At 39.9% G+C, this 17493-nt stretch carries 28 protein-coding genes and 1 riboswitch; of the genes, 5 read left to right on the forward strand and 23 right to left on the reverse strand.

Annotation, left to right across the window (positions count from 1 at the left end):
• Positions 1–119 precede the first annotated feature (119 nt).
• Entirely contained in the window at positions 120–1178 is a 1059-nt protein-coding gene (locus tag QU01_RS02765; protein WP_033762043.1) for a glycosyltransferase family 9 protein, read from the reverse strand.
• Positions 1179–1245: 67 nt separating this feature from the next.
• Entirely contained in the window at positions 1246–1983 is a 738-nt protein-coding gene (locus tag QU01_RS02770; RefSeq protein WP_033762040.1) for a 5'-nucleotidase, lipoprotein e(P4) family, read from the reverse strand.
• Between the two features lie 123 nt (positions 1984–2106).
• Here QU01_RS02770 and QU01_RS02775 point away from each other — a divergent pair, with 123 nt between their 5' ends.
• The gene (locus QU01_RS02775) at positions 2107–2655 is read left to right on the forward strand and encodes a YceI family protein (protein WP_000709825.1); all 549 of its coding nucleotides are present in this window, start codon (positions 2107–2109) and stop codon (positions 2653–2655) included.
• Positions 2656–2718: 63 nt separating this feature from the next.
• Here QU01_RS02775 and tenA read toward each other — a convergent pair whose 3' ends face one another.
• On the reverse strand, positions 2719–3372 hold the full coding sequence (tenA, locus tag QU01_RS02780) for a thiaminase II (protein WP_033762037.1): 654 nt from the start codon (positions 3370–3372) through the stop codon (positions 2719–2721).
• A gap of 704 nt (positions 3373–4076) precedes the next feature.
• On the opposite strand from tenA, the gene QU01_RS02785 reads away from it, so the two are divergent.
• The 4 genes from QU01_RS02785 to QU01_RS02800 all read left to right on the forward strand — a co-directional run bounded on the left by QU01_RS02785 (position 4077) and on the right by QU01_RS02800 (position 6393).
• Positions 4077–4454: a pantothenate kinase gene (locus QU01_RS02785; RefSeq protein WP_080248340.1), complete on the forward strand. Its 378-nt coding sequence runs from the start codon at positions 4077–4079 to the stop codon at positions 4452–4454.
• A 23-nt stretch (positions 4455–4477) separates the two neighbouring features.
• Positions 4478–4942 carry a hypothetical protein gene (locus tag QU01_RS02790; protein ID WP_033762118.1) on the forward strand — a complete coding sequence of 155 codons (465 nt, stop codon included), beginning with the start codon at positions 4478–4480 and terminating at the stop codon, positions 4940–4942.
• 87 nt (positions 4943–5029) lie between these two features.
• Positions 5030–5140, forward strand: a riboswitch (TPP riboswitch).
• Positions 5129–5791 (forward strand): nicotinamide riboside transporter PnuC, encoded by a 663-nt coding sequence (gene pnuC / locus QU01_RS02795; protein ID WP_033762031.1) that lies wholly within the window; start codon positions 5129–5131, stop codon positions 5789–5791. (Overlaps the previous riboswitch by 12 nt.)
• On the forward strand, positions 5779–6393 hold the full coding sequence (locus QU01_RS02800) for a thiamine diphosphokinase (RefSeq protein ID WP_033762028.1): 615 nt from the start codon (positions 5779–5781) through the stop codon (positions 6391–6393). Before pnuC ends, QU01_RS02800 begins: the two co-directional genes overlap by 13 nt.
• Before the next feature lie 202 nt (positions 6394–6595).
• Here the strand turns inward: QU01_RS02800 and QU01_RS02805 are convergent, their stop codons facing one another.
• The 20 genes from QU01_RS02805 to rpsQ form a co-directional block, all read right to left on the reverse strand.
• Complete coding sequence (locus QU01_RS02805; RefSeq protein ID WP_033762025.1) at positions 6596–8065, reverse strand: hypothetical protein; 1470 nt, start codon at positions 8063–8065, stop codon at positions 6596–6598.
• Between the two features lie 331 nt (positions 8066–8396).
• Complete coding sequence (gene rplQ / locus QU01_RS02810; RefSeq protein WP_001216119.1) at positions 8397–8747, reverse strand: 50S ribosomal protein L17; 351 nt, start codon at positions 8745–8747, stop codon at positions 8397–8399.
• Positions 8747–9781, reverse strand: a complete 1035-nt coding sequence (locus QU01_RS02815) for a DNA-directed RNA polymerase subunit alpha (RefSeq protein WP_033745907.1) — start codon at positions 9779–9781, stop codon at positions 8747–8749. Before QU01_RS02815 ends, rplQ begins: the two co-directional genes overlap by 1 nt.
• Positions 9782–9792: 11 nt before the next feature.
• On the reverse strand, positions 9793–10419 hold the full coding sequence (gene rpsD, locus QU01_RS02820) for a 30S ribosomal protein S4 (protein WP_000135247.1): 627 nt from the start codon (positions 10417–10419) through the stop codon (positions 9793–9795).
• Positions 10420–10428: 9 nt separating this feature from the next.
• Positions 10429–10824: a 30S ribosomal protein S11 gene (gene rpsK / locus QU01_RS02825; protein WP_020972900.1), complete on the reverse strand. Its 396-nt coding sequence runs from the start codon at positions 10822–10824 to the stop codon at positions 10429–10431.
• A gap of 22 nt (positions 10825–10846) precedes the next feature.
• Positions 10847–11209, reverse strand: a complete 363-nt coding sequence (rpsM, locus tag QU01_RS02830; RefSeq protein ID WP_000090809.1) for a 30S ribosomal protein S13 — start codon at positions 11207–11209, stop codon at positions 10847–10849.
• A gap of 3 nt (positions 11210–11212) precedes the next feature.
• Positions 11213–11326, reverse strand: coding sequence for a 50S ribosomal protein L36 (rpmJ, locus tag QU01_RS02835; RefSeq protein WP_014660296.1), 114 nt, complete (start codon positions 11324–11326; stop codon positions 11213–11215).
• Between the two features lie 78 nt (positions 11327–11404).
• The gene (infA, locus tag QU01_RS02840) at positions 11405–11623 is read right to left on the reverse strand and encodes a translation initiation factor IF-1 (protein ID WP_000090248.1); all 219 of its coding nucleotides are present in this window, start codon (positions 11621–11623) and stop codon (positions 11405–11407) included.
• Positions 11623–12384: a type I methionyl aminopeptidase gene (gene map / locus QU01_RS02845; RefSeq protein ID WP_033762023.1), complete on the reverse strand. Its 762-nt coding sequence runs from the start codon at positions 12382–12384 to the stop codon at positions 11623–11625. Before map ends, infA begins: the two co-directional genes overlap by 1 nt.
• Entirely contained in the window at positions 12384–13646 is a 1263-nt protein-coding gene (gene secY / locus QU01_RS02850; RefSeq protein WP_033762021.1) for a preprotein translocase subunit SecY, read from the reverse strand. Before secY ends, map begins: the two co-directional genes overlap by 1 nt.
• Before the next feature lie 37 nt (positions 13647–13683).
• Positions 13684–14085: a 50S ribosomal protein L15 gene (gene rplO, locus QU01_RS02855; RefSeq protein ID WP_000522167.1), complete on the reverse strand. Its 402-nt coding sequence runs from the start codon at positions 14083–14085 to the stop codon at positions 13684–13686.
• A gap of 17 nt (positions 14086–14102) precedes the next feature.
• Positions 14103–14546 (reverse strand): 30S ribosomal protein S5, encoded by a 444-nt coding sequence (rpsE, locus tag QU01_RS02860; protein WP_001860543.1) that lies wholly within the window; start codon positions 14544–14546, stop codon positions 14103–14105.
• Positions 14547–14560: 14 nt separating this feature from the next.
• Entirely contained in the window at positions 14561–14917 is a 357-nt protein-coding gene (rplR, locus tag QU01_RS02865; protein ID WP_000991872.1) for a 50S ribosomal protein L18, read from the reverse strand.
• Between the two features lie 13 nt (positions 14918–14930).
• A complete protein-coding gene (rplF, locus tag QU01_RS02870) occupies positions 14931–15467 on the reverse strand; it encodes a 50S ribosomal protein L6 (protein WP_000086604.1) in 537 nt (178 codons plus the stop codon).
• Between the two features lie 10 nt (positions 15468–15477).
• On the reverse strand, positions 15478–15873 hold the full coding sequence (rpsH, locus tag QU01_RS02875; RefSeq protein WP_000245805.1) for a 30S ribosomal protein S8: 396 nt from the start codon (positions 15871–15873) through the stop codon (positions 15478–15480).
• 9 nt (positions 15874–15882) lie between these two features.
• A complete protein-coding gene (locus QU01_RS02880) occupies positions 15883–16068 on the reverse strand; it encodes a type Z 30S ribosomal protein S14 (RefSeq protein WP_033762018.1) in 186 nt (61 codons plus the stop codon).
• A 9-nt stretch (positions 16069–16077) separates the two neighbouring features.
• Positions 16078–16623: a 50S ribosomal protein L5 gene (gene rplE / locus QU01_RS02885; protein WP_000467392.1), complete on the reverse strand. Its 546-nt coding sequence runs from the start codon at positions 16621–16623 to the stop codon at positions 16078–16080.
• A gap of 12 nt (positions 16624–16635) precedes the next feature.
• Positions 16636–16857 (reverse strand): 50S ribosomal protein L24, encoded by a 222-nt coding sequence (gene rplX, locus QU01_RS02890; RefSeq protein ID WP_000834238.1) that lies wholly within the window; start codon positions 16855–16857, stop codon positions 16636–16638.
• Positions 16857–17225 (reverse strand): 50S ribosomal protein L14, encoded by a 369-nt coding sequence (rplN, locus tag QU01_RS02895; protein ID WP_000616110.1) that lies wholly within the window; start codon positions 17223–17225, stop codon positions 16857–16859. Before rplN ends, rplX begins: the two co-directional genes overlap by 1 nt.
• 2 nt (positions 17226–17227) lie before the next feature.
• Positions 17228–17488, reverse strand: coding sequence for a 30S ribosomal protein S17 (rpsQ, locus tag QU01_RS02900; RefSeq protein ID WP_001092746.1), 261 nt, complete (start codon positions 17486–17488; stop codon positions 17228–17230).
• Positions 17489–17493: the final 5 nt, after the last annotated feature.

The following is a 17493-nucleotide window of genomic DNA, read 5'->3' on the forward strand; positions in this document are numbered from 1 at the left end:
GATTTTCAAGGCTCAATTTATGAAGAAATTAGAAATTTTAATTAGGAATGCGAAAAACCACTTTAATCAGATTAAGATTTTGAGCGTTGTTAAGGTTGCTTGTGTGGTGTTTGCTGTCGTTATCTTTCTTGTGTGCGGCAAGAAAGATTGGGTGCGATAAATTCAATAATATTCTCGCTTTCTTTTTTGATGTCAATCAAACCCATATCGTTTGAGCCATTAGGCGGGGTGATGCCTAAAAAACGCTCATTAAAAGGCCGCCATCTGGCAATAGAAGCGCTGAGTTCGTTAGGATAAAACCCGATAGATTGGTTGTCAAACAAAGCGTTCACATGCAAAGGGCCTGAAGCGTTCCCGATATAGACGCTTAAATTCGCGCACAATTTGGCTAAATCCACTAAACTATGGCTCGTATCATAGAGGTGGGCGAAAGGGACTTTTTTAAGGAGTTCTTCTGTGGCTTTTCTCTCGCCTGGCCCGCAAACAAGAATGATCTCACAACTCAAATTTTTGTGTAAAAAATCAGTCAGTTTAATGAAATGCGAAGCAGGCAATACAGGCGAACTGCCTCCGCTATGCATATGCACGCCAATCCACAACAAACCAACATCAGCGTTGAGTTTTGAAGCAATGATGGATCGCTCTTTGGATTTGTCTTTAAGCTTCCATGCGATTTTTTTAAGTGGAGCGTTAGGGAGATTATGATCTTTACAAAACACATGGATGAGATCCAAATTGTATTCGTATTCGGTTTTTAAACACAGCGATCGGCTTTGGCGCACGCTCTTTTGATAAAGCCAAGAATAGATTTTAGTCTTTGGGGCTAGGATATAAGGAATAAATTTCCTCAAACTAAAAGCGAGTCTGGCGTTTTTAAAATTAGAAAATAAAAAGATAAGAGCGTCAATGGATTTATTTTTGAGAGTAGCGCTCAAATGGTTGTCTTCTATAATGACTTCATCAATGAAAGGGAATTCTAAAGCGATTGGGGTGGTATAGCTAGGCACAACCACGCCCAAATACACTTCTTTGCCTTTTTCTAAAAAAGCTTGCTTTAGAGCGATTAAAGCGGGTATGACTAAAATAAAATCGCCTAACTTGTCGTTACGGATCACAAAAACTTTTTGAGAGTTTTCTTTATCTTTGCATTTTAAATCTTCAAACCCTACAAAATCCATAACTCCGCCTAAGAGATCAAATTTCTTGTCATGTTAGCAAAAATCGTTCTTATGCAATGGATAAATTTTATTTTTTATTCTGCCATGCTTTTATAGGCTCATCTTCCCATGTGCCATAAAGAGAGTTGGGTAAAATGATCCACTCTGTGCCGAATTTTTGAGCGTTTTGCAAGACTTTAGTTCGTTGTTCTTGGCTGTTTTTAGCGTCTTTAGCAAAAAGTGCGTCAAAATCATGCAAAGTATCGCCCACTTGCAAAACAATCGCATAATCCTTAGCGACTAACTCTCGCCTAACGGCTTTAGGCTTGCCTTTTTCTTTTAATAAAACGGATTCTTCACTCACTTGGGGGAGTTTAAAACTTTTGAGCGTTTTTAAAGTGAATGCCTTATTTTTTTGCGTGCGGTTAGAAATGTAAAAAATCTTAACGCCCTTAGAATTAGCGTATTCTAAAAAGTCTAGTGCTCCAGGAATGAGCGTAAGAGAGCCTTCTTTTTCAAATTTATCCCAAGTTTCTGGGGTGTATTTGATGCAATTTTTGACTAAATAGCCCGCATAATCAAAAGTGTTTAAAACGGTTTCATCTAAATCCAAGATGACGGCTGGCTTTTTGTCTTTAACGAGCTTGAGGTTATTGTCTAGCGCCATTTTCGCCATTTTGTAACTTTGCAATTGCAAGGCTCTGATCTCAGCGCTTTGCTGATGATACTTAACGCTTCTTGTTAGGGGCGAAACGCATTCTTTGGCATTTAAAACACTCATCAAACTCAATCCTAATAAAACTGATGCAAGGGTCTTTTTTATCATAACAACACCTACCTAATGGGGATTTTTTGTATTATACCTTAAAACAGATGATTAGGAGTATTTTACCATTAACCAATTTGTTGTATAGTTGGCGTTTTTAATTCAAAATGAAGTGAGGAAACAATGAAAAAAGCGTTAATGTTCACCCTTTTGGGCGTTAGTCTGGCGTTTGCAAAACCTTATACGATTGATAAGGCAAACTCTAGCGTGTGGTTTGAGGTCAAACACTTCAAATTCAATGAAACAAGAGGCGTGTTTGATAGTTTTGATGGCAAAATTGATGCCGATCCTAATACCAAGGCTCTCAATGTTTTTGAAGGCAAAATTGATATTAAAAGCATTAACACCAGGAACAAAAAAAGAGACGACCACTTAAGGACAGCAGAGTTTTTTGATGCCATGAAATACCCCAAAGGGAGCTTTAAAATGACCAAATACGAAGATGGTAAAATCCATGGGGATTTGACTCTTCGTGGCGTAACCAAGCCTGTCGTATTGGAAGCCAAAATCCAAGCCCCCTTACAAAACCCCATGAATAAAAAAGAATTCATGGTGCTACAAGCTGAAGGCAAAATCAACCGCAAGGATTTTGGTATCGGTAAAACCTTTAGCGATGCTGTTGTTGGAGATGAGGTAAAAATTGAGCTTAAACTAGAAGCTTACGCTCAATAATCGTTTTGCAAGAGATAGATATTTTCTTCTCTTGCGTTTTTCTAACGGCACAAAAACCTTTATTCAACTTTGATACGCCATATCCCAAAACAGATATTCGTATTCGCTTGTAGTGATAAAAATCTCCTTTAATTTTTCAATTTCTTGTTTTGAAGAAGTGAGGGTGAGAGAATCAAGCAAATTGATATTCCAATTTACGCACGCTTGAAATTCTTTGGAACTATAGCCCTTAATCCAATGCCCATAAAAGGCATGTTCTAAAGCGTTGGGGATTTGGCTTAAATTTTGTGCGATCACTAAATAGCTCCAACCACAGGATAGAACAGCCGCCGCAACTTCTTTGATAGAGCCCTTAAACCCTTCAGCGAGCATGTAGCTTGTATAGGATTTATTCGCTAGAGTGGGGCGTGCGTTTTGCAATTCTTTTTGAGTGATTTGAAGTTCTCTAATGTAATGGTTATGGATACTCATCTCGTTATTCAAAATATCTTGTATAGCGTTAGAAAACTCCCTCATCACCGCTTCATCATAAGCTTTAACTACGCCCAAAGCAAACACCTTAGCGTATTCTAAAAGAAACAAATAATCCTGAATAATATAAAAACGAAATTTATCTCTTTCTAAATTCCCACGCCCTATGCCTTGAACGAACGGATGGGAAATACAATCCCCCCAAATAGATTGCGCGTTTTGATACAGATATTGTGAAACTTGCATTTTTACACTCCTAAAATCCATTCAACGCATTCTAACACGAAAGCCCGCAACATGGTATAAAAATTTGTTGTTAAAAAGATTTGTGAGTGGGCTCTTGTTTTCAAAAATTGAACGCTGTATTAAAATATCTGTGATTTTGAATAGCGATTAATGATATTATAGGGCTTGTATTGGTTGTTTAAGATTGGCTATCCTTTGCAATCATAAAAGGTTAATTCCATCTCGCTCTGTAGGTTTTGATTTTTAGAAGTTTTTATTATGGGAACTTGCAGTATGGCACTTACAAGATAGGAGTCAATCTTAGATGCATGGTTTCAAACCTATTACAGAGCGAGATGGAATTAACCCTACTATTTATGATTGGTTTAACCTCTGTATGAAGTCATATCGACCAAAACTCAGAATAGTTTAGCATAAAAATAAAAAAGCGTCTAATATATTCAAAACAGGCGTTCAATTTTTAAGCGGTTGGTGTAAAAACGCAATTAAAGGCTTTAATGCTTGAAACTTAACGCTCTAAAACGCTTAAAAAATGCTAAAACCATAAAACTAATGATTTACTTTAATCCTGTAATTTGTGTATAAACAAAACATCTACTTATCTTTTTTGTGATATTTCGCTGATCTGTAACAATGCTTTTAATAGGGTTGTGGTATAAATATTCTTATCAAGGTGTGCCAAACATGCCTTGAATCTCCATTTTATGAAAGGATTTGTTATGAGTGGATTAAGAACATTCAGTTGTGTAGTGGTTTTGTGCGGTGCAATGGTTAATGTGGCTGTAGCTAGTCCTAAAATAGAGGCAAGGGGTGAATTAGGCAGATTTTTAGGAGGAGCTGTTGGGGGTGCAGTGGGTGGTGCAATGGGAGTAGCTGTCGGAGGTGCAGTGGGTGAAGCCGTTCTTGGTCCTGCTGGTAGCACTTGGGGTGGTCGCATTGGTGGAGCTTTTGGTGGTGGAGTAGGGAGAGAATTTGGTCGTGAAATAGGTGATAGGGTAGAAGATTATATCCGTGGCGTTGATAGAGAACCGCAAGCCCCAAGAGAACCCACCTATGATCGTCATTTCGTGTATGATAGGTAGTTTTGGGGGAGAAAGAAGAGAGCATGAACATCAAAAAGCGTTTGAGCGATTGGGAATATCAATGGGCAGTGGCCATAGTCTATGCGGGATGTCTGTCTACATTTCCTTGGAGCCAAGGCGATATCCTTTTTAACCCTAAAGATAGCTATTACGCATGGCTAACGCTTTTAATAGCGACTTTGTTGTCTAACCTTTTATTTGACCCACGAGGTAGGGATTGTTATAAATCCTTACAAGTAGAATACCCCAAGTTTTTGAAAGCCATTTTTAAGGCTAGGTTTTTTGGCGCGTTTCATGACGCTGTGTTAGGATCAAGACTAAGGGATTTTTATGTGATGCTTTTAACGATGCCCTTTATTGCCGCTATCCATGAGATCTCGGCGTATTGTGGGCACCCTAGCACCTTCCTTATAGAGGGTTTGGTTATGCTTGGCTTTTTTGTGTGTTTTGGGATTTGTTGTAGGCTTTGCGCTAAATTAGGGTGGTGATTTAACCCAAATGCAATTAAATGGAGAGGGGAGTAAAAAAATTAAAGAAACTTTAAAGCGCGTTCTCACTGATTTGTGTTACAATAAGGAGCATTTAAGGGGTGCTTTTTAAAACGCTCAAGTTTTTAAAAGGCTGAGATCAAACCCGTAGAACTTGTCAAGGTAATTCTTGCGTAAGGAATAATTATGTTAATAACCACCCAACTATCCAAACGATTTTACGCCACGCTCATTCTCGCTTGCGTGTTTTTAACCATCACTAACATCCTTGTCAAAGGCTCGTTTATCAACCTACTAGCAGGGCTTAGCGGGGTTTTGTATGCGTTTTTTGCCGGAGAAAGGCAAACGATTTGCTTTATATTTGGTCTTGTTTATAATTTGAGTTACGCTTATGTCGCTTATCAATGGAAATTAAACGCCGATGTGATTTTATGCCTTTTTTTGTATATGCCGGTAACAATTTATGGGCTGTTCGCATGGAAAAAGACAGAGCAGCATGAGGGCGTTATCAAGGCTCAAAAACTTCCCAAAAATTGGCGTTTTATTCTCGTTTTAGGCGTAGGGGTTTTAACTTATGCGAGCGCTTTGTTTTTCAAAGAGATTAAAACGAATTTTTTATGGGCAGAGAGTTTTAATTTTGTCATGTTTATTATTGCTTTTATTTTACAGGTTTTGCGCTATGTGGAGAATTATGCACTAGTAACTTTGGGGAATATCGTATCCATTATCGTGTGGTTTTGTATTTTCCAAATTTCTACAGAGAGCTTGGTGCAACTCTTCACAACGATTCTATACCTTTTTATTGGCATGTATTATTTTAAGCGCTGGAACAAGTCATGCAAGCAGTGATTTTAGCCAATGGGGAATTTCCTAAATCCAAAAGATGCTTAGACCTTTTAAAAAACGCCCCCTTTTTAATCGCATGCGATGGGGCTGTTGCGTCTTTGCATGCATTCCATTTCAAACCCAGCGTGGTTATAGGCGACCTAGATAGCATTGATTCGCATTTGAAAGCCTTGTATCGCCCCATATGCGTGAGCGAGCAAAACAGCAACGATTTATCCAAAGCCTTTTTTTACGCTTTAAATAAAGGCTATGATGATTTTATTTTTTTAGGGCTGAATGGCAAGCGAGAAGACCACGCTCTAGCGAACACTTTTTTATTGTTTGAATATTTTAAATTTTGCCAAAAACTCCAAGCTATAAGCGATTATGGTTGTTTTAAGGTTCTAGAAACCCCTTTTATTTTGCCTAGTTTTAAAGGGGAGCAAATCTCGCTTTTTAGCTTGGATTTTGAAGCCAAATTCACTTCTAAAAATCTCAAATACCCCTTAAAAGACTTGCGTTTAAAAACGCTCTTTTCTGGATCGCTCAATGAAGCCACCGATCATTTTTTTAGCCTTAGCTCTGTGCCTAAATCTGTGGTGTTGGTGTATCAAAAGTTTTTATGAATGGGTTTTGTTGGGGCAAAAAGATGGATTCAGTCTTGCTTTGTGTGGTCTTGTTAGGGGTAAAAAATCTTATTGAACCTTGTATGGCTAAACAAGATAGGAGATTTCAACTATAATACTTTTAACAAAACCACCACAAAGCCACCAAATCAACCCTACATCGGCTAAAATCCAAAGCAGTTTAATATAAAAAATAAAACTCCTACTTTAAGTTTAAAACAGAGACGCTTATTCCTGTTTTCAAAGTCCTAATAAACACAATGTTATTAGTGTTACTGCAAATTTTACCATTTTGTGCATCTGTTTTTTCACATTTTGTAGAATTTAGATCCAATAATTTCATACCATCAGCGTTTAAGACTCCAGAATCGCTCGCTTTTAATTTAGCGGCATAAATTTTATTAGGGAACACGCTTGAGCTTCTGGTGTCTGCTTGCGTGGTACTAGCATTAACCATTTTCATAGCTTTACCAGACATTTTTAACCCCATGCCAACCATCTGACCTGCAGCGCTACCTGAAGCCATCTCAGTAGCCTTACCTGCCGCTTCAACCCCTCTTGATAAAAGGTTTTTAGTCACAGCCGCACTAATCGCTCTCGCCGTGATGCTAGGGAGCTTGTGGTTGAATTCGGCTTTGATGACCTCATTAAAGTTACTCAAAACTTCTAAATCTTTACCATTAAGGCTATATTTTTGCTTGAAATCAGTCCCCTTGCCTCCATCTTTTAAATAAGGCATCGCAAAATACAAGTCCTTATCAGCCACTTCTTCTAATAGAGGCTGTTCGCCATCTTCAACAATCACCCAAGTGGTTTTTGTATTCCTTGCTTTATTCACGCCTGCTAAATCTTCGCCCACAACCTTAGAATGGCTTATTGCAAACGCTTCTTTCAAATACCCTTCAGCCTTACCTTTGTCATTGTTTAAAAGATAGAATATCCCTGAAACATAATTCACTAAAGGGTTAGAAAAATTCTCATAGCCTTTCATCAATTCTAAACTTTTGTATTTGTCTGTTAAACCATTAAGAGAGCCTAAAAGTTGAGCAGAAACTTCCTTTTTGCCTTTAGACTTAGATTTAGCTTCTTCTTCTTGTTTTTTGATATTTTCTTGCTCTTTTGCGATCTCTTTAGCAAAATAGTCTTTGGCTCTTCTTTGGCGTTCAGCCGTTTGATTAAAGAACACCCTAGCCTTATCCATGTCATTTAAAAACGCATAATCTAGCGCTAAATAGTAGTTAGCCAACACCCATTCATACACATTCCCTCTATAAGGGATATTCTTTTCATTGCCTAGCGTAGAAGCCAACACCTTGCCGCCCGCAGTCGCCCCCTCTTTGAATTTATTGTCAAAGCTCGTATTCACATCCTCTAAATTTGTGATAGACTGCTTGTAATCATTCATCTCAAACGCATTCACTCCGCTTTGCAATTTCCATAAAAGAGTATCATGCTGATGCTTGTCAGTCTCAATCAAATTCTGTGAAATTTCAGAAGCGCTCTTAAAATCTTTATTATAATAAGCTTGTTCAAACTTGTTAAAACCATCTTCATTTTTTTTAACTTTTACCTTAGACGACCTAAAAGATCCGCTATGACTGGGATTATTCGCACACCCCACAATAAGCATTAATGCACACACACTCACACTACAACCTTTTAGCCAATTCATGCTAAAAACTCCTTGAAATTAAATTTTGATCTTGATTATATAATAACAAAATTAAAAAACATCTTAATCATTTGAAAATTATATAAAAAAAAAAAACGATTTTTTGAAATAAATAAAGATAAAAGCTATTTAAACATGAGTTGCAAAAATTTGTCATGTTTGATGGATAAAAATGGTGGTAAAGATTGTTAATTAGGATGTTTTAATTGCAAGCGGTGATCAAATCGTTGTTTTAATCTTGATGATTGGCGGTTTAGCCAATTTTTAAAGCAATATAAAAGGCGATAACCACCAACCAAGACTAAAACTCAGTCAGTGGGTTCATCGCATTTCACACAAATTCAATGGTGGCTAGAGTGGAAGCGTCCCCTCTTCTAAAGGTGGTGCGTTGGATTCTGGTGTATCCGCCATTCCTTTGCGCGTATTTGGGTGCGATTTCAGTAACAAGCTTATGGGTGGCTTCTTTGTTTTGCAAATAGGCAAAAACATGGCGGTGCGCGTTAAAATCACCCACACGAGCCGCTGTCGTTAATTTCTCAATGTAGCTGCGCAATTCCTTAGCTTTATAAATCCCGGTTTCAATTTTATTATGCTCAATCAAAGCGATCGCTAAATTCTTTAATAATGCCTTCCTGTGCGAGCTGGTTCTCCCAAGCTTGCGGTATCCGTGTTTGTGTCTCATCAGTCATTGCCTCCTTTATCTTCTAATTTTTCTAATCTTTTTTTCAAACTCTCTCTTTGTTCAGGGCTTAATTCTGTGCCTACAGGATAGCCCAAATCACTCAATTTTTCAGCGATTTCATCATAGGATTTTTTGCCCATGTTTTTCACGCCCTTAAGCTCTTCTTCGCTCATTAAAACGAGTTCGCCCACATACTTGATGCCGATTTTATCCAAGCAATTAAAACACCTAGCGCTCAAATTCATGCTTTCAATCTTAGCGCTCAAATCTTTAGCGTCATCTCTTTGGGCGTAATCGCCTGAATACTCCGTGTTAGCAATGGGTTTTTCACCAAAAACGCCTAGTTGCTTGCTCATCACTTTCACCGCTGATAAAAACGCTTTATAAGGGTCAATTTGCCCGTCTGTTTCAATATCAAAGATGATTTTTTCATAGTTAGGATCGCCCTCAACCAAAACATTTTCAATTTCATAAACCACATTTTTAATCGGCGTGAAAGAGCCATCTAGTGGCATGTAGCCCTCAGGCATCAACTCTCTTGTGATTTCGCTTGGGACATACCCCATTCCTTTATAAATGATGAGCGAAAAATTCAATTGAGCGTCTTCGTTGATCGTGGCTAGGGGCATTTCAGGATTGACGATTTCTATATGCTCAGAATTTAAATCCCTAGCCCTAAGCTCCATAGGTCCTTTAAAAGAATAATCCACCACAACCGATTGGTTTTCTAAAGAGCTATCCTGCCCTACTAACGCCTTGGCTATAAAACGGATATTCTTTAAATTCATGATAAAAAGCGACACATCTTCAGTAACGCCTCTTAATGAATCAAACTCATGATGAACGCCTTCAATTTTTAAACCTATAGGAGCATACCCCACCGAGCTTAAAAGCAAGAGCCTTCTAATAGGATGAGCGAGCGTAACAGCGTAACCAAACTCAAATGGAGCCAGAGAAATCTTAACCCGATTGCCCTCTTTCTCTAGCACCTTAATTTCTGATGGGATCAAAGGTGCTGTTTTGATAACTTTCATGCTCTAACCCCTTACTTAGAATACAATTCTACAATGAGTCTTTCTTCAATAGGGACAACCACTTCTTCTCTTTCAGGGTAGCGGGTGAAGATGCCGTATTTTTTATCTTTTTCCACATCAATCCATGGCACAATCCCTGTTTGAGCCGTCAATTCCATCGCGCGCACCACTTGCGGGTTGCTCTTGGTTTTTTCTTTGATCTCAATTTTTTGCCCTGAACGCACGAAATAAGAGGGAATATCCAAACGCTTACCATCTACAAGCACATGCCCATGCGTTACTAATTGCCTAGCAGAGCTTCTAGTGGTCGCAAACCCCATGCGATAAACGACATTATCCAATCTTCTTTCAATCAAGCGGATAAGGTTTTCACCCGTATTGCCATCCAAACGATTGGCCTCCACAAAAATACTCCTGAATTGCTTTTCAGAAATGCCATACATCATTTTGGCTTTTTGCTTTTCTTTCAATTGCAACCCGTAATCAGAAGTCTTAGCGCGTCTTTGCCCATGCTGGCCTGGCCCATAAGCCCTTTTATCTAGCGCACTCTTACCGCTCAATCGCCTTTCACCCTTTAAAGCTAGAGAAACCCCAAAACGCCTTTCTAGTCTTTCTACTGCACCTCTATACCTTGCCATAAAGCCTCCTTACACTCTTCTTCTTTTAGGGGGTCTGCAACCATTATGAGGGAGCGGAGTGATGTCTTTAATCCAAAGCACTTTAACGCCCTCAGTTGCACCCACGCTCTTAATAGCAGTCTCACGCCCACTACCTGGCCCTTGAACCTTAATGCCCACTTCTTTAACGCCATGCTCTTTAGCCTTGCTTAAAGCGCTTTCTACGGCTTGTTGGGCTGCATAAGGGGTGGATTTTTTAGAGCCTTTAAACCCTAAACCGCCCGCCGTGCTCCAGCAAATCACATTGCCCATTTCATCAGTGATAGTGATGTTGGTGTTATTGAAAGTCGCTGAAATATAAACAACCCCCCTAGCAATATTCTTTTTGACTACTTTCTTTTTAGTCGCTGCATTTCTCTTAGCCATTAAATCATCATCTCCTTATTTGCTACTTGCTACCCACGGTTTTTTTCTTACCCTTACGAGTCCTAGCGTTATTTTTAGTGGTTTGGCCTCTTACAGGAAGACCCTTACGATGCCTGATCCCACGATAATTCCCTAAGTCCATTAAGGATTTAATATCCATTTGAACTTTTTTACGCAAATCGCCCTCTACTAAGTAGCTTTGTTGGATTTTTTTAGCGATACTAGACACTTCATCTTCGCTCAATTCATGCACGCGCTTGTCAAAAGAAATGCCCACCGCTTCTAAAATCTCTCTAGAACTCTTAAGCCCAATCCCATAAATATAGGTAAGGGCATACTCTACTCTCTTCTTTTTTGGTAAATCCACACCAGCAATCCTTGCCATGCTTTATCCTTGTCTTTGTTTGTGTTTAGGGGTAACGCAGATCACTCTAATAACGCCCCTTCTTTTAATAATCTTGCACTTATCGCACATCTTTTTCACTGATGGCCTGACTTTCATGATTTTTCTCCTTTGAAAAAATTAGGCACTATTAAAAACTTTTATACTAACATATTTTCATTGAAATAACCCTTAAATTCATTTATATCTAAAAGTTATCCGACCCTTGTCTAAGCTATAGGGCGTAAGCTCTAGCTTGACCCTATCGCCTAAAGCAATCCTAATATAGTGCATGCGCATCTTTCCAGAAATACGGCACAACACCACATGCTTATTGTCTAACTCCACCTTAAAAGTGGCGTTAGGCAACGCCTCAATCACTTTCCCATCCACTTCTATAACATCATCTCTTGCCATTAACGCTCCGTAAGAATCACTGCTTTATTGCCAACTATGGCGATAGTATGCTCATGGTGGCTTGTGTTAAGCCCATCCACTGAAACCACGCTCCACTTATCCGCTAGTATTTTAGGCTCGCCTTGTTTTTGACACACCATAGGCTCTAAGCAAAATACCATGCCCTCTTTGATTTTAGGACCGCTATTAGCTTTGACGCCTTTTTCTAGGTAGTTGGGGATTTCTGGCTCTTCATGGGGTTTTTTACCAATGCCATGCCCGCAAAATCCTTTCAAAGGCACAAAGCCCCTTTCTGTAATAGCGCCCTCTAAAATTTGACTCAACTCTTTAAAATGCATGCCCACTCTAATGGAGTTAATGGCATGCATCAAACTCTCTTTAGAGCAAGCGAGCAATTTTTCATCTTGCGGGCTTATCGCGCCTATGGGAAGCGTGAGGGCTGAATCGCCATAATAGCCATCCACCTCCACCCCCAAATCCAAGCCTATAATATCCCCTTCTTGTAAAACATAATCCGTAGGAATGCCATGGATAACCACCTCATTTAAGGACATGCACACAGAATTAGGGAAACCATAGAGTCCTTTAAAAGCAGGCCTGGCGTGAGAGGATTTGATAAAATCTTCAGCCATTTTATCCAGCTCTAAAAGTGAAACCCCAGGCCTTACTTCTCGCTCTAAAAGGGCTAACGTTTGAGCGGTTAATTCCCCAGCTTTTCTTAGAGCTTTGATTTCTTTTGGGCTTTTAATAGAGATTGCCATTAAAAGCCTACCGCGCTTAAAGTTTTATACTTGCTCATATAAATTTGCGCTTCAATCTTTTTCATGGTGTCAATAGCGACCTGAACCACAATCAGCACTGCCGTGCCTCCAAAGTAAAAAGGCACGCCCATAGCCTTAACCAAAATCCAAGGCACGGTAGAAATGAGCGCTAAATACAATGAACCCCACAAAGTGAGCTTACTCGCTACAGAATTTAAAAATGATGAAGTCCCCTCTCCAGGCCTAAGCCCTGGAATATACCCGCCATTACGCCTCAAATTATCCGCAATATCCTTAGAATTGAACACGATAGAAGAATAAAAGTAAGCAAAAAAGATAATGAGTAGGAACATCAAAATATTATACGCATACCCTTGCGGGCTTAAAAAATCCGCAATCGCTTGCAAGGTTTTGTTGCTTGTGGCTTGCTGTAAGATCGTAGAAGGGAACACGAGCAGAGCTGAAGCGAAAATAGGGGGGATCACCCCGCTTAAATTCAACTTAATGGGAATGTAATTCATGATGCGCTTGTTTTGGTTTTGCATCACCACTTTACGCGCATAAGAAATAGGGATTCTGCGCTCAGCTAATTCCACATAGATAATCGCAAAAATAGTCGCTAAAACAATCAGCACAATACCAATGAGCATTAAGATATTGATCACGCCCGTATTGATCAAGTTGAATGTGCCTGAAATAGCCGATGGGATCCCTGAAACAATCCCGGCAAAAATAATGAGACTGATCCCATTCCCCACGCCCCTTTGCGTGATTTGCTCCCCTATCCACATGAGCAACATCGTCCCTGTAAGCATAGAAAACGCTGAAACGATCATAAAGACTTGCATATCAATCATGATCGCTCCATTGGCTCCTCCGCTAATGCTCCTTAACCCCACTGAAACGCTCACCGCTTGGATTAGGGTGATTAAAATGGTCAAATAGCGCACAATTTGCATGTATTTTTGCATGCCGTCTCGCTCTTTTTTCATTTTAGCCAGGTTAGGGAAAGTCGCACTCAAAAGCTCCATGATGATTGAAGAAGTGATATAGGGCATGATACCCAAAGAGATGATGCTCAAGCGAGAAACCGCATTCCCGCTAAACATGTTAAACAACCCCAAAGCGTTGTTGGAGTTGCTGTCAAAAAAAGCCTTGATCGCTGCTAAATCTACGCCAGGAATGGGGATATAAGCTAAGACTCTGTAGAGAAATAAAAAACCCAAAGTGATGAGTATCTTACTAGCAATAGCTTTATTCATATTAACTTATTCCTCTCCAATCAAGCTGATAGGGGCATTACTTCTGCCCGCTTGTTTTGATTCTCTCATCTTTAATTTTAGAAGCTAGGTTTTTAGCGTCTTTACCGATCAATTTCACGCCTTCAATATAAAGGGGGAAATGGTGTAAAGCGCGCAAGCTTGAAAAAGTGATTTCTTCTAAATTTTTAATCGCTTCATTCTTTTCCACATTGATAGAATAGATATGAGAATCTTTAGTCCTAAAACCTATTTTAGGCAAACGGCGTTGTAAGGGTTGCTGCCCCCCTTCAAAGCCTCTTTTAGCCTTATAGCCTGTCCTTGCGGTTTGGCCTTTACCGCCTCTTGTGGCCGTTTTTCCCATGCCGCTTCCTTGACCACGGCCCACTCGTTTGATTTTTTTAACGCTACCTTTAGCCGGTTTTAAATTTTCTAATCCCATTATCATATCCTTTTTAACTACGCCTTGATTTTTGCTAAAGCGTCAAAAGTCGCGCGCACCACATTATAGGGGTTGTTGGAGCCTAAAGATTTGGTGAGAATATCCTTAATGCCTGCTAATTCCACGATAGGGCGCGTTGAACCCCCAGCAATCACTCCCGTTCCCTCACTTGCCGGTTTGAGTAAAATACGGCTTGCGTTGTATTTATGCTCAATATCATGAGCGATAGTCGTGCCTTTAATCGTTACATGGATCAGGTTTTTAAACGCATCATCTACCGCTTTTTTAATCGCATCAGGGACTTCCTTAGCCTTGCCTAAGCCAAAGCCTACAAGCCCGTTTTTATTGCCCACAACCACTAAAGCGTTAAAACGAAACCGCCTACCGCCCTTAACCACTTTGGTTACACGGCCAATATTCACAACGACTTCTTGAAACTCTTCTCTGTTAATCTCTTCCATACCTTTCCTTTCTGTCATAGAGCGATCCCGTTCTCTCTCAAGCTTTCGGCAAACGCTGCCACCACGCCATGATAGAGATAACCATTCCTGTCATAAACCGCTCGCTCAATCCCTGCTTTTTTCAATTCTTCAGCAAAGAGAGCGCCTAATTTTTTAGCGTCTTCTTGCGTGTTTTTAAAGCCCATTTTTCTGCCGTCAATATGCGTTATGGTGCTTTGCTTAACATCATCAATCGCTTGCGCATAGAAATAGCGATTCGAACGAAAAACGCTCACCCTAGGTCTTAAATTATCGCCCAAGAGTTTGCTTTTAATCCTTAATTTTCGGCGATCCCTTAAGGCTTTCTTTTTATACAATGCTTTCGCGTTCATCACTCCACCTTATTTATTTTTTAGCTGTTTTACCAGCTTTTCTAATAATGACTTCATTGCTGTATTTCACGCCCTTGCCCTTGTATGGCTCTGGGGGTCTGAAGCTCCTGATTTCAGCGGCGACTTGCCCTACTTTTTGCTTATCGCTCCCTTTGATAGTGATTGTGTTTTTTTCCACCACCATTTCAATCCCTGCTGGAATGGGGTATTTCACTGGGTGGCTAAAACCCAAACTCAAATCCAAAGTTTTATTGCCCAAAGCCACCTTATAGCCCACGCCATTGACTTCTAAAGTCTTACTAAATCCAGTGCTTAAGCCTGTTACAATGTTGTTGGCTAACGCCCCATAAGTCCCCCAATAAGCCCTAGACTGCGCGTCTTCGCCCACAGGCTGGAAGCTCAATTGGTTGTTTTCAAGCGTGATTTTCACGCGGTTGTGAGTTTCTAGCTCATGCTTTTCTTTGCTGTTTTTAAAAAGAAGCTTGCTCCCTTCCACGCTCGCTTGCACAGAGCTTGGAATTTCAATGATTCTTTTCCCAATTCTTGACATTTTCAATCCTTTACCAAATGCTGCAAAGCACTTCGCCACCGACATTTTGTCTGTAAGCTTCTTCGTTGGTGATCACCCCTTTAGAAGTGCTTACCACAATCACGCCATAGCCATTTTTAAAGCGCTTCAACTCGTTTTTTTGCTTATACACACGACGACCGGGCTTGCTTAAGCGCTTCACTTCGCTGATTTTTGAATGCCCTTTTTCATCATAAGCCAATTGCACATAAACCGATTGTTTCTTGTCTTTATCTTTGACATTGAAATCTTTAATGAAACCTTTTTCTTTAAAAATCTCTAAAATAGAAACCACGATCTTTGCGTAATAAAGCTGTGTGAATTCTAAGCGGCGCATAGAAGCGTTTCTCAAACGAGTTAATGAATCTGCAATTATATCATTTACCATATCTTATCCTTACCAACTGGCTTTTCTCAAGCCTGGGATGAGTCCCTCACTGCCCATTTTTCTTAGGCACACCCTACAAAGTCCAAAATCCCTATACACCGAATGAGATCTCCCACAAATGCGGCATCTGGTATAGGCTCTTACTTGAAATTTTGGTTTCCTTTGAGTCTTTGCTATCATTGATTTTTTAGCCATATTAACCCCTTATCTCACTTTTGCAAAAGGCAATCCAAGCAATTCTAACAACTTGAACGCTTCTTTATCGTTGTCTGTAGAAGTTACCATAGTGATGTTCATGCCATGACTGACCATAATATCATCATAAACCACTTCCGGGAAAATCAACTGCTCATTGATCCCAAAGGTGTAATTCCCGCGCCCATCAAAACCATTCCGTGAAATCCCTCTAAAGTCTTTCACCCTGGGTAACGAAATCACAATCAGCTTTTCTAAGAAATTATACATGCGTTTATTCCTTAAGGTAACTTTCGCCCCTACCGCCATGCCTTCTCTGATCTTAAAGCCTGCAACGGATTTTTTCGCTTTAGTGATAACTGCCTTTTGCCCTGCAATCAAAGAGATCGTTTGCGCGATATTTTGCATGATTTTCATGTCTTTTGCATAAGCCCCAGCGCCCACGCTGATAACGATTTTTTCTAGCTTGGGTAAAAGCATGGGGTTTTTGATGTCTAATTCTTGAGCGAGTTTTGTTCTCACTTCATTTTGATAAAATTGTTTCAAACCAAACATGTATCCAACTCCTTAGGCTTTCTTCACATTGGAAATGTGCATGGGCTTTTCTTTATGGATAAAGCCCCCTTTAGGGTTATCATCAGTAGGTTTAATCGCTTTTTTCACCACTTTACACCCTTCAACAACCACTTGAGAAGTCTTAGGCAACACCGCTAAAACCTTAGCGACCTTACCCTTATCGTCTCCTGCAATGACTTTCACCATGTCATTTTTTTTGATTTCGCTTTTCATTATACAACCTCCGGCGCTAGAGAAATAATTTTCATGAAATTAGCGTAACGCACTTCTCGGCTCACTGGCCCAAAAATCCTTGTGCCAACCGGATCTTTTTTAGCGTCCAAAATCACCGCTGCATTGTCATCAAAACGCACCAAAGAACCATTTTTCCTTTGGATTTCTTTTTTCGTTCTCACCACAACGGCTTTCACCACCTGGCCTCGTTTCACCTTACCATTAGGGATGGCTTTTTTCACGGAAGCCACAATCACGCTACCCACGCTCGCATAGCGTTTGTGGCTACCTCCTAACACCTTAATGCACATGATTTCTTTCGCGCCGCTATTGTCAGCGACATTCAATCTCGTAAAACTCTGTATCATGCTTATACTCCCACTACTAAAATTTCTTTAAGCGTGAAGGACTTGGTTTTAGAAAGCGGTCTGCACTCAATCGCGCTCACAAAATCCCCTACTTTCACCTGATTGTTTTCATCATGGATGGTGTATTTTTTGAACTTTTTAACAATCTTGCGGTATTTTTCATGCACCACTTTCCTTTCCACAAGAATCACAGCGCTTTTTTCAGCAAACTTGCTGATAACCTTGCCTTGCACCAGCCTTTTATGCGGCTCTTTCGTATTCATTGCTT

It is taken from the genome of Helicobacter pylori SA221C (assembly GCF_000476855.1).
Taxonomy (GTDB): domain Bacteria; phylum Campylobacterota; class Campylobacteria; order Campylobacterales; family Helicobacteraceae; genus Helicobacter; species Helicobacter pylori_DK.

Bases quoted from the DNA above. Each gene is read 5' to 3' on its own strand.
- pnuC (WP_033762031.1), top strand. From the start codon at position 5,129: ATGTTAATAACCACCCAACTATCCAAACGATTTTACGCCACGCTCATT.
- rplO (WP_000522167.1), bottom strand. From the start codon at position 14,085: ATGGGATTAGAAAATTTAAAACCGGCTAAAGGTAGCGTTAAAAAAATC.
- rpsH (WP_000245805.1), bottom strand. From the start codon at position 15,873: ATGGTAAATGATATAATTGCAGATTCATTAACTCGTTTGAGAAACGCT.
- rplF (WP_000086604.1), bottom strand. From the start codon at position 15,467: ATGTCAAGAATTGGGAAAAGAATCATTGAAATTCCAAGCTCTGTGCAA.
- rplN (WP_000616110.1), bottom strand. From the start codon at position 17,225: ATGATACAGAGTTTTACGAGATTGAATGTCGCTGACAATAGCGGCGCG.
- QU01_RS02765 (WP_033762043.1), bottom strand. From the start codon at position 1,178: ATGGATTTTGTAGGGTTTGAAGATTTAAAATGCAAAGATAAAGAAAAC.
- rplQ (WP_001216119.1), bottom strand. From the start codon at position 8,747: ATGAGACACAAACACGGATACCGCAAGCTTGGGAGAACCAGCTCGCAC.
- QU01_RS02770 (WP_033762040.1), bottom strand. From the start codon at position 1,983: ATGATAAAAAAGACCCTTGCATCAGTTTTATTAGGATTGAGTTTGATG.
- infA (WP_000090248.1), bottom strand. From the start codon at position 11,623: ATGGCAAGAGATGATGTTATAGAAGTGGATGGGAAAGTGATTGAGGCG.
- rplE (WP_000467392.1), bottom strand. From the start codon at position 16,623: ATGTTTGGTTTGAAACAATTTTATCAAAATGAAGTGAGAACAAAACTC.
- QU01_RS02815 (WP_033745907.1), bottom strand. From the start codon at position 9,781: ATGAAAGTTATCAAAACAGCACCTTTGATCCCATCAGAAATTAAGGTG.
- rpsM (WP_000090809.1), bottom strand. From the start codon at position 11,209: ATGGCAAGGATTGCTGGTGTGGATTTACCAAAAAAGAAGAGAGTAGAG.
- rplR (WP_000991872.1), bottom strand. From the start codon at position 14,917: ATGAACGCGAAAGCATTGTATAAAAAGAAAGCCTTAAGGGATCGCCGA.
- rplX (WP_000834238.1), bottom strand. From the start codon at position 16,857: ATGAAAAGCGAAATCAAAAAAAATGACATGGTGAAAGTCATTGCAGGA.
- QU01_RS02805 (WP_033762025.1), bottom strand. From the start codon at position 8,065: ATGAATTGGCTAAAAGGTTGTAGTGTGAGTGTGTGTGCATTAATGCTT.
- map (WP_033762023.1), bottom strand. From the start codon at position 12,384: ATGGCAATCTCTATTAAAAGCCCAAAAGAAATCAAAGCTCTAAGAAAA.
- secY (WP_033762021.1), bottom strand. From the start codon at position 13,646: ATGAATAAAGCTATTGCTAGTAAGATACTCATCACTTTGGGTTTTTTA.
- rpsD (WP_000135247.1), bottom strand. From the start codon at position 10,419: ATGGCAAGGTATAGAGGTGCAGTAGAAAGACTAGAAAGGCGTTTTGGG.
- QU01_RS02775 (WP_000709825.1), top strand. From the start codon at position 2,107: ATGAAAAAAGCGTTAATGTTCACCCTTTTGGGCGTTAGTCTGGCGTTT.
- rpsE (WP_001860543.1), bottom strand. From the start codon at position 14,546: ATGGAAGAGATTAACAGAGAAGAGTTTCAAGAAGTCGTTGTGAATATT.
- QU01_RS02880 (WP_033762018.1), bottom strand. From the start codon at position 16,068: ATGGCTAAAAAATCAATGATAGCAAAGACTCAAAGGAAACCAAAATTT.
- rpsQ (WP_001092746.1), bottom strand. From the start codon at position 17,488: ATGAATACGAAAGAGCCGCATAAAAGGCTGGTGCAAGGCAAGGTTATC.
- rpsK (WP_020972900.1), bottom strand. From the start codon at position 10,824: ATGGCTAAGAGAAATGCAGCGACTAAAAAGAAAGTAGTCAAAAAGAAT.
- tenA (WP_033762037.1), bottom strand. From the start codon at position 3,372: ATGCAAGTTTCACAATATCTGTATCAAAACGCGCAATCTATTTGGGGG.
- QU01_RS02790 (WP_033762118.1), top strand. From the start codon at position 4,478: ATGAACATCAAAAAGCGTTTGAGCGATTGGGAATATCAATGGGCAGTG.
- QU01_RS02800 (WP_033762028.1), top strand. From the start codon at position 5,779: ATGCAAGCAGTGATTTTAGCCAATGGGGAATTTCCTAAATCCAAAAGA.
- rpmJ (WP_014660296.1), bottom strand. From the start codon at position 11,326: ATGAAAGTCAGGCCATCAGTGAAAAAGATGTGCGATAAGTGCAAGATT.
- QU01_RS02785 (WP_080248340.1), top strand. From the start codon at position 4,077: ATGAAAGGATTTGTTATGAGTGGATTAAGAACATTCAGTTGTGTAGTG.